Below are 10,133 nucleotides of genomic sequence, written 5' to 3'. Positions count from 1 at the left end.
GGGGGGGGGGGGGGATTGGGCAGGCTCAAGGCGGATCAGCTCAAGCCAGCTCACAGAATGCACTCCGACCTTTCCCTTCCCCTGTTGGCCCGCTCTTTCGGTGGCGCTCCAGTAGATCAATTCTGGGTATTCATCTAACGCAGCGAGGTCAGAGCGAGTTGGTTTACGTAACCTTCGGGGCGCGAACCAGTAATGACTTGCCCGCTATAGGTGGCCTGAAGTCCTGACGTAAGTGTTGTGAGTGATGGTGGTCGGATTCAGGGTCTAGTGCCGTGAGGTCTGGAGTGTCGAGAGAGGAAGTTCTTCTTTCCCGGCGCCTTGCTTCATGGCCTTGATCGTCCCTGCCTGAGATGGTGGCTCAGTGATCTGCGATTCGGCACGTCAAGCTTGCGCATGATGCGATGCATGTGGCTGTCAACAGTACGTACGCTGATCACTAGCTGTGTCGCGATCTCCTTGTTTGTCAGCCCGGCCGCTGCAAGTTCTGCGACCTCAAGTTCTCTTTCAGAAAGCATGGTGCGGTAGGAGTTGAAGCGCAGCACGTCGAGATCCACGTCTCCTGCGTCCGATCTGATGCGCGACACGTACTCGAGCGCCTGGAGTTGCAGCTCATGTTCTCCGGATTCGCCATGCCACTGTGCCGCCAGCTGGCCGGCTGCTGCTGCGAGCCCGAATCGTCCCGTCTGGGCTAGCTCCGTGGCGGCATTCATCATGCCTCGCGGATCATGGCTGTGGAGTGCCGTGATGTACTTTCCTTGTGCTTGCATGGCAGCGGCCTCGGGGATCGATTCCAGGTGGCGCTGTGCAACGAGCAGGCGTTCGTCGTCGGGCTTGATCTCCAGCGCGACGAGCATGCTCAGGATGCTCGCGAAGTAGGCCTTCCGGTGCCAAAGCTGCTCTCCGGAGGACCAGAGCTCGTCTGCAGCCTCCGCGGGCCTCCCGTTGAGAATCAGAAGCTGGGATACCGGCCATGCAAGACTCTGACCGGGTAGCGGGCCATCAGCGAGGTTGTAGCGTTGCGCATCGCCGGCATACCGTTCTGCCAGGAGTGTCTGTCCTCGGCGCGAGGCCATATTGGCTGCGACGGTGAGCAGCGCAATCTGCGCCCCAGGCGGGAAAGGCGTTGGCTCGCCTACCACGAAGACGGCGTCGAGCAACTCATCCATTGCCGAGTAGTCTCCGGAATGCGTGTGGCAGATTGCAGCGGCTGCACCAAAGCCCCGCACTCCTTCCGTGTCGAGCCGGCCACGAGATTCTTCGAAACCGTTCATAAGTACCCGAAGGGCATCCGCGTGCTGGCCCTGCCCGAGAAGCGCCAGCCCGAGAAGCACCCTGGGCTGAGTCCGGCTTGCTTGGGGATCCAATGTCTCGATCAACTGAAAGACGTTCCTCGCGTCCTTGAAACGGCAGCCAGTAACGAGCACCAGCATTTGTGTTTCGAGGAGGGCAAGCTGTACCGACACGGGCAGGCCGTCAACGAGTTCGAGCTTTGCGGGAAAATCCTCGGGCACCCGGTCGAGATACGTCAGAATTGACACCTCAGCTGCGTCGAGAATGCGTGCGTACGCTCCGAGGTCCTCGCTTCGGTCACGAAGCAGGCGAACCGCGGCTTCGATGTCTCCGTGAACATGCGCTACCCAGCTCGCCTGCAGCGCAAGGAACCTCGCTCTGCTCTCGGGGTCTCCCGGCGATGAGTCGGTTTCGGCGAGTACCCGGTCGACAGTTTCCTCGACCGTGGCGGAGTGCGACTCGATGAGCGCGGAGATATAACGTGTCGCACTCGAAGGGGTCGGGTGTGCCTCCCACTCCACCGATGTCACCAGCCGCCGGGCTCTTGCCCGCTCGCGAACGAGCCCGGCGAACACAGCTTCATGGCCGATGGTTTGGGTGGCGGATCGCTCGGCAAGGACGGCCGAAGCAGACTCTGCTGAGCCGATTCGCTCGACGATGAGTTCGACGAGGCGAGTTCTGCGGGCGATGACGTTCTGATGGCGGAAGTACTCTGCGAGAATAGGCGGGACTACGGTCACGCGGCTACTCCGGTCGTCGGGCAGGAAAGCGATTAAAGAGCGCTCCTCCAGCAACTCGAGAGAGTCCCACTCAACGAGCTTGCGGACCGTCTCAAGGTCAGCGGCACCGACAATCGCAATGATCTCAAGAGCTTCCCTGCTCTCTTCGTCGAGATCCTCCAGATGCGTTTCGACAACAGCTCGCAGGCCGGGCGACCACAGATCCCCTTTGCTTGCCAGCCGGCCGCCGCCGCTTGGCGACAGGCGGCCTTCCCGCAAAGCGGCGTCCACAAGGGCAAATGCGAGACCGGCATTTCCTGCCGACTTAGAGTAGATCCTATTCAGGGTTCCCGTTTCTAGCGGAGCGCCAAGGTGATCCTGGAGGATGGCTTCCATTTCATCGAGATGCAGTGGCTTCATCTCGACGACGAAGGTGGGAAGCAGGGTCGCCGCGGGCACAGCGTTGGGGCTCTGGCGAGGGCGAAACCCTTGGAGGCGAGATAGCGCGACAGGAACGAGGAGTTCCGCCCGAACTGATTCGACGATGCCCCAGGACGCTTCGTCCAGGTTGTCCCAGTCGTCGACGAAGATCGCGGTCCTCGCTCCTTCGAGACGTGTCCGAAGCCTGGCAGCTATTTCTGCGAGTGAGGCAGGAACTCGGTCGGGTACTTTGCTGCCTGCGATACCAGCGAGGTGGAGGGCAGCGAAATGCTGTTGCTTCAGCGACGCAATTCCGCGAATCGTGAGAACCTGCCAGCCACTGGCCTCCAGCCGAGCCTGTAACGTCGCAAGGAACGCGGTTCTGCCGCTACCGCGAGTGCCGACGATATCGAGGCTCATGCCAGAGCCAATCAGGGAGGTCGCGAGATCCAGGTCCTTTTCCCGCCCAGTGATCATGCTGTCCTGCTTCCCTCGCATTGCGTCTCTATGCGGCCGATGTCGCGACACCCCACCATGCGTCCGCTGCTCCGATCCAGGGAACCTACCTGAGTCCGCTATCGGCAAGGCGGGAAGCTTTGCAACTTGGATGAGGGCCGCCATCGGGCGCATGGGATGCACCCAACGTCATAATGGAGAGCCTGCGTAGACAAGGAAACGTCCGAGCCTGAAACGGCTATGTCACGAAGAGCCTATGTATATGGTTTCGCATATCATGTCCGAAAGCGCAGAGTTCAGTGTCTGCCCATGTTGGTTTGCGTAGCTATGCCTCGGGCTTGCCGCAGTTCGATGCGCCCTTAGCGCGCTGCATCGGGGGTCAAGAGGCATGCATCGCCGCCACTCGGCCAGAACGATTCTCCCCGATTTAACGGATGACCATAACGGATGAGCATATAGGCGCGATCCCTCAACCTCCGGTTGGTAGCAGGTGTTCCCCGGCCCTAGGGGAAGCGGACCTGGGTGGGAGTGGCCCTATTACTTTTGTCAAGCCGCGAGAGCGGTGTGATGCTGGGCACGTGGCTGGTAGAGACTCTCGGTTCTGAGCATTGCGTTGAGGACGTCGCAACGCCTTCGCGCAAGTGCGATGAGGGCTTGGTTATGGCGTTTGCCCTGCGCGATCATCCGGCCGTAGTAGGCCCGGGGTTCGGGATCCCGGAGCGCCGCAAACACGGAGAGGAACATCGCCCGCTTCAAGACCTTGTTCCCGCGCTGTGAAGGCGATTCGCCCCGGATCGAGGTGCCTGAGCGTCTGGTGACGGGTGCGAGACCGGCGTATGCGGCGAGGTGCCCTGCTGTGGGGAAGTGTTTCCCGACGATCTCGGTGAGGAGCCTGGCTGCGGTCCTGACGCCGACTCTCGGCATACTCGTCAGGACCGGGTGAAGAGGATGCGCCACCACGATCTTCTCGACCTCGGACGCGATGTCAGTACGTTGCTGGCGGAGCTCGATGAGTTGTGTCACTAGCCGTGGTAGCACGATACTCGCGGCGTTCGTGCCAGCGACCGTCACTGTCTGCTGATCGAGCGCGTCGAAGATGTCCGCCGCCCAGACCCAGCCCTTACGCGGGGCACGCTTGAGGAGCCTGGCCGCGACGCGCTTCTGCCCGGCCTGGCGCAGGTCATCCGGTGATGGGTAACGTTGCAGGAGATCGAGGATCGCGGGATGATCCAGACGCGGCCCGAGCACCTTCTCCAGCATGGGGTGGATCTGGGTGAGGAGACCACGTACCCGGTTGGAGACCTGCGTGATCTGCGCAGCAAGATCGTCATCGAAACCGAAGAGTATCGATAGTTCCGCGATCTGCTGGTCAGCGACTCTGATCGAGCGAAGCATTCACGGCATCGTGCGTGCGGTCTCCGCGATGATGAACGCGTCCCTCGCGTCGTCGGTCTTCGCCTCACCGGGGTGGAGGTCCGCGACGCGACGCATGGTGAGCCCAGGGAGGTAGCCGATGAGCACACCGGATGCCTGTGCGAAGGCGACGGGGAGCGTGCCGATCGTGGCTGGCTGATGGACGACTACGAGTGCTGGCCCGTGCTCGGGGAGCCGGTTGAGTGCCTGGATGATCCCGGCCTCGGTATTCGGGAGCGGTTTGTCGTAGAGCTTCGTGCCGTCGCGGGTGAGTGCGACAGCATGATACTCGCTTTTGCCGACATCCAAGCCGATGAGAACCTGCACTTCGTCGTGATGTTCGATCTGACCCACGGGTGTTCCTCCGTTCCTGGCTGGTTCGACAGTCAGGTGGCGGTGGGCATCGGCATCCACGTTACGAACGGCCCCACGCGATCAAGCGTGTTCCGGTCTTGCCACTATCAGCGATCACTCACCGCCAGGCGGGGCCTGGTGACACCCCCCCAAATCGTTCCTTGGACAGGGGGCAATAATCATGCCGGGCCCGGCTGGCTGCCTTGCCCCTCATCCTCCCGGATGCTGGGCTACGAACAAAGCAACGGGGATCTCAGCATAGTTGAACCAACAGAACCATGCACTGTTGGTCAACGGAAGGAGACGGTCGGTCGTTGCGTGGCCATGAACATCAGATTAGGCAAGCGCGGTACGAGCAATGAGTTTTGATCCGTTCGGGGTGTGTGCACGGGTGTCCAAGGTGTCGCTCTCTGCTCAGCGATCTTCGACGCTCAGAGCAGAGCCCCATCTTGTGGTCCAGAGCAGAAGCAAGGCACACGCCTAGAGTTCAAGAACGCGATCGCCAAGTGCATCGGGCAGAGCGGATGCTCGTTCGTATCAGAAACGTAGCCGGCAGACTGCCGCGTTCTGTCCCGCGAGCTGACGTGCCGTTCCGGTGGGCGGGGAGCATGTCGTTGAGCTCGTCGAGAGTTTCGATGGCAGTCACGAGGATCGGGTGGTTGCGGAGGACCTAGTCGACCTTCCCCTCGACGCCGCTGTTCTCCTGCGCGCCGATGATGCCGTGCAGGCAGCAGAACGTATCACAGCCGCAACAGCAACCGAAAAGCACCCACCGCTGGTTCTCCTCCCTGCCCGGCACTTACCGTGAAAGACGGGCGTGACCGTGCCGGAATGGTTGTTATAGCGGATGTGCCATGTCGGCACCCTGCTCAGTGCTTCGAACGCCTCGACCTGCCCTCGCGGAACGCCTGCTGCCCGCTGCCCCGGCATACGTGGACTACTTCCTGCAACAATTCGCGATGCGTTGCTCCATTCGCGCTCAACAAGCACGGGCGATACTCCGGCTCCCACTCGGGCCCGCGATCGTACAGTGGTAACGGTCGATACCGGGCAACCAACACCTATCGCCTACCCAGGGACTATTCACTACTCGCGGTGTCTAGCGGTTTCGGTGAGACTGGGTAAGAAACGAAGGGGGAAATCGTGGCCGCCTACAGTTGTGGACGATGCTCGGTTGGCTCCTTGCTAACACGGCTCTTGGCTTTGCGGAACGCGATCAACCCAAGCAAGGAGAGTACGACCCCGATCAGCACTCCGAGCAGAAAGTCGATCCCGGTTCCAGTAACTGAGAGGATAGGTATGTTCGGAGGGTCGCTTCCGGAATCTGGCTCGTCAACGGTCGAGATTTCGGGCTCATATATGATCGAAGTCTCAGTGACGGCGAACAGACCTTTCTCTCCGCTATCGGTGCTGCAGGTCTCGGTTCCAAGAAGCCGGACGATGTTTTCCCCAATAAGCAGATCCACGTCGACGGAGTAGGCTTGCGCCTTCCCTCCGAGGCCTTCGCCGAGCAGGATTCGTGACCCATTGAGGTAGATTTCGGCAACGTCAGCTCCCACGAATTCAACGGAAACGATCACGTTCTTTTGTGCGGTATGCGTCTTCGATTGTTTCGTAAAGTTGAGAAACTCTGCCGAGGGCTGGCCACAGACCCGAGTTGACACCAGCCCCCCTTCACTGTCTTCCGAGAGTGCGCTGACCTGGCCGGGAGGCGCCCCATATGCTGCCTCACTTCCAAGGAGCACGGGAGCGGAGCAGACCATCACAGGGAGCAAGAGGATTGCCACGATGACTGCTGCCATCCTGGCGCTGATACGAGCTGAAGTTGCTTCGGAGAAGAACTGCCTTCGGGGGCTGCTATCGGTCATGTTCTCTCCCCTTCTGGACGCTCAGCCCGCTCGGCGTGCAGTGCTTCTTGTACTGCTGCCTCTACCGCTCGAGAGACCTTGTGCTTGCGGGAACGACGTACGATCCAGAAGACACCTACCGCCAAGACGAGGCCACTAAGGATGCCCAACAAGATCCCCAGCGGCAACACGAATACCCACTTGCTGCTGACCTGGTCTTCCCCGAGAATCGTGGTCGTCGTCGTCACTTGGTAGATGCCGGGAGAGCTCTCGGCCCATTCAAGAGCGATTCTTCTGCTGGTGTCCGGCAGTACAGGAGATTGCTTCGAGGACTCGAATACTTCATTCCCGAAGAGTGTCGAGACCTGAATCCTGGAAGAGACAAAGAAGTCCGTATTCCCTGTGTTCTTCACGGTAGTAGAAGACGTGAGTGGGGCCGCGGGCTGCCACCAGTCAACCCGTTCCTCCGTGATCCGACCGGCTTCGCGAGTGTCGCCGTTCACGGTGACATAGAGCAACATTCCTGCACGGCTCTTCACCACGACGGAGGAATCGGACTCGTCTGGCACCCGAGTTTCCACGAAGAGTGCCGCGTACTGCCCTCCGGCCGGTACATCCTCAGGAACCTGAATGAGGTACGGAACTTTCGTGAGTTCGTTCGCTTCCAATGTCACGCTCTCACTGCCAAGGGTGACCCACCGCGACAACTGGGTACGGGGAGCATCCGTCTCGAAATCGGGATTTTGATAGTCGATGTCACTGATCTGATATGGGCTCACGTAAACACTGAACTCGATGGGCTTGCTTCCGGAGTTGAACACTTCGAATGTGCCATTGTAGGACTGACCAGGGTCGAGAGCGAGCTTCTCGCGTGTCGGCGAGATTGTGATCGCCGAGGGCTCGTCGCTTGCGTCGACGGCAAGCGCGGAGTCCACTGTGAGCACCGCGCTTGCTCCGACAAGGAACAGGCAGAGCAAGAAGATCCCCACTCTGTGCGCAAGGGAGAACCCGGGTCGTCGCGTCACCCGGCTGCTCGATCCGCTGCTATGCATAGTCATAGGTATTCTCACTCTGCCTGTTCCTGTTGTAATTCGCCGGGGCTAGTTTCCAGCGACGACTACTGGGCCGTTGCGGTGTACAGAACCTCATTGGTGTACAGACCCACGGCGAGATCCTTCGCCTTGATCGCGTAGTTCACCTTCGTGACATCGCCCATCACCGCAGCGCCTGCCGTCTTAATGGTCTGGTTGGCGTTCGTCATACCGGCAAAGTTGTACGGTGTCGACGAAACGTTGTTCAGATCAGGCATCGCGCCAAGGCGGAAACCCCACTGATCGTTGCCGAGCGCGACCGGCGCGAGCGGCGTACCCGATACGGCAGCGAAGCCCGTCGAAGGATCATTCACATTTGCCATCAGGCTCGACGGGGAGATCGAACGCGCCTGCAGCGTGTATCCGCCGGTCGACGTCGTGCTGACTATGACGTCATGGCTCTTCGAGGAGATGCGGCCGCCGGCATCCGGAAGTGCCTTGATGTTCACATCTCCGGTGGTCTGGATGATGATGACGTCCTTGACCTCACCACCGATGGTGTCGCTTTCGGTGTCGGTCTCACCGACCGCGTAGGCGCCCGGGGTGACGACCAGACCAGCCACGATCAGCGCTGCCGAAGCCAGCGCACCGAGACCGAACTTTGCCTTGTTCTTCATGTTGTTCCTTTCCATGCACTTCGAGACATGCTCTCTCGCATCCCGCTTTGTGCGTTTCCTTTTCTTCCCATCTGAGGTCCAGTGGGGAAGCTTGCTGATGGCACTCAGTTGGCCACCGCTGTGTAGACGATCGTCTGCTCATAGCGGCCGGGTGGAGTGCCGGGCGAGACCCGCATCGCATACCAGATCTCGAGGTTGTCGGCTGAGCAGTGGTCAGGGTCGAGCACCGCCTGCGCGCAGGTTCCCGTCGACGAATTTCGGATCGTCGCGGGGGCCGTCGGTCCGGGAACCCCAGCCCAAAGGTGCTGGCCACCGCCAGACACGTTCTGTTCGACGGCGGTTGACGCCCCGAAACCTCCGAGGTTGTCCACTCGGAACCCCCAGGACCCTGCATCGAGCGTGGTCGGAGAGAGCGTCGTTCCGGTTCCCGACATAAGCAATGCGCCAGGCATCTCTTCGTTGACGAGGGCTCGCTCCTCGGTCTCGGTGGAGACGGTGAGCGAGTATCCCGCTGGCGAGTTGGTGCGCACCTGGACGGTTTGCTTCGCGGAGGAGAGGCGATCGCCTTCGGTCACGTTCACATCCATGCCGTCTCCTATGCCACTGACCCCGATCGAGATGAAGGCCGGCCCTCGCGGTGTGGCGGTGACCACGAGCGAGAAGGGGCTCGTGAGGTCATCCTCGTTCGTCGCGGTGATGCGGAACCAGTGCTTCACCCCGTTGGTAAGACCGGACGCCTCTATCGTGGTGAGCAGCACATCGGCCGGATCCACGGGTACCGTCGTCCACACCGCAGCCGGGTCTGCGCAGTCTGTGTAGGTCGGGGCAGGCCCTGCGGGCACCCGACACATCTCGACGGTGTAGTTCTTGAGATCACTGCCTCCGTTGTCAATGGGCGCGAGCCAGTTGAGCGTCACGGTCGTATCGTCAGGGATCACGTCAGCATCGCTCTGTGTGATCCTGGGCGCGGTTGGCGCGGTGAGGGGTTTCGCAAAGGTCGCCGCGTATGCGGCCTGCTCGTCAGCGGATGTCGCATGCCCTTCCGAGAAGGGATCATTCCACGGTCCCTGCCCATCACGAGTTTCGAGCGGGTCGGGTGATTCGTTGACTGCGGCGACACGGAACTCATACCACTGCCCGTTCTGCAGCCCGGTCACGGTATACGTGAGCGCGGTAGATGTGCCACGCACCACCGGGACCCAGCCACCGGACCCCGGTGCGCCCGAACCACTCGCGAGCCGGTATTCGATCTTGTAGTCGACGATGGGGAAGCCGCCATCGCTCACCGGCTCTTCCCACGTCAATGCGACTTCGCCGTTGTCGGCGGTGGCGCGCAGCTGCTGCGGTGCGTCTGGGGTGCCCATCGGAGTCGCTTTCACAGGTCCGCCCCAGGGGCCGTTGCCGTAGCTGTTCGCCGCAGCAACACGGAACCAGTAGTCCTTCGTGTTGATGAGGTTGCCGACGACTCCCGGGGATCCGGTGATCGGGGTGCCCGGTGTCCAGTTCACCCAGCCGGTGAGCGGATCGGAGGTGACGACGTCGGGGTCGTAACCGGGGTCGGAGGGATCCATCCGCGTGTACTGGATCTGGTAGTGCGTGATGCCGGCACCGCCCGGAGGCGCCACCGAACGGATCACCTTGCCGCCGTTCAGACCGTTGCCCGCGTAAATCTGCCAACCGGCTGCGGTGATGGCAACCGTATTCGAAGCCGCGGTGCCGGCCTCGCTGGGCTGCTCTTGCCAGCTCTCACCCTGGTTCTCAGAGCTCCACACGGAACCGTGCTCGTGGTACCCGCCGACCACGAGGCGTCGCCCATCGTAGGAGGAGGCCACGCTGAGCCAGGAGCCGAGCGAGCCCGTGGCCGCAAAGCCAGCCGCATTGACGAGGGAGTCTGCCGTGCCGAGTTCATGGAAAGTCACGGCTTTC

At 61.1% G+C, this 10,133-nt stretch carries 5 protein-coding genes and 1 pseudogene; all 6 read right to left on the bottom strand.

Annotated features, from left to right (window positions below; translation table 11 throughout):
• Positions 1 to 323: 323 nt before the first annotated feature.
• Positions 324 to 2,927, bottom strand: coding sequence for a helix-turn-helix transcriptional regulator (locus EGM46_RS11010; RefSeq protein WP_164512876.1), 2,604 nt, complete (start codon positions 2,925 to 2,927; stop codon positions 324 to 326).
• 504 nt (positions 2,928 to 3,431) lie between these two features.
• A pseudogene (locus EGM46_RS11005) lies at positions 3,432 to 4,652 on the bottom strand (IS110 family transposase).
• Positions 4,653 to 5,803: 1,151 nt separating this feature from the next.
• Positions 5,804 to 6,520: a hypothetical protein gene (locus tag EGM46_RS11000; protein ID WP_125100199.1), complete on the bottom strand. Its 717-nt coding sequence runs from the start codon at positions 6,518 to 6,520 to the stop codon at positions 5,804 to 5,806.
• Positions 6,517 to 7,443 carry a hypothetical protein gene (locus tag EGM46_RS10995; RefSeq protein ID WP_125100198.1) on the bottom strand — a complete coding sequence of 309 codons (927 nt, stop codon included), beginning with the start codon at positions 7,441 to 7,443 and terminating at the stop codon, positions 6,517 to 6,519. The genes EGM46_RS11000 and EGM46_RS10995 overlap by 4 nt, the downstream gene beginning before the upstream one ends.
• A 173-nt stretch (positions 7,444 to 7,616) precedes the next feature.
• Entirely contained in the window at positions 7,617 to 8,207 is a 591-nt protein-coding gene (locus EGM46_RS10990) for a hypothetical protein (RefSeq protein ID WP_046453795.1), read from the bottom strand.
• A gap of 104 nt (positions 8,208 to 8,311) precedes the next feature.
• On the bottom strand, positions 8,312 to 10,133 hold a 1,822-nt coding region (locus EGM46_RS10985), incomplete at its 5' end, for a fibronectin type III domain-containing protein (protein WP_206427560.1).

The organism is Leucobacter chromiireducens (assembly GCF_003917135.1).
GTDB lineage: Bacteria > Actinomycetota > Actinomycetes > Actinomycetales > Microbacteriaceae > Leucobacter > Leucobacter chromiireducens_A.
Note: the sequence above shows the minus strand (reverse complement) of the source record. Positions and strands in the feature narration are given on the sequence as shown.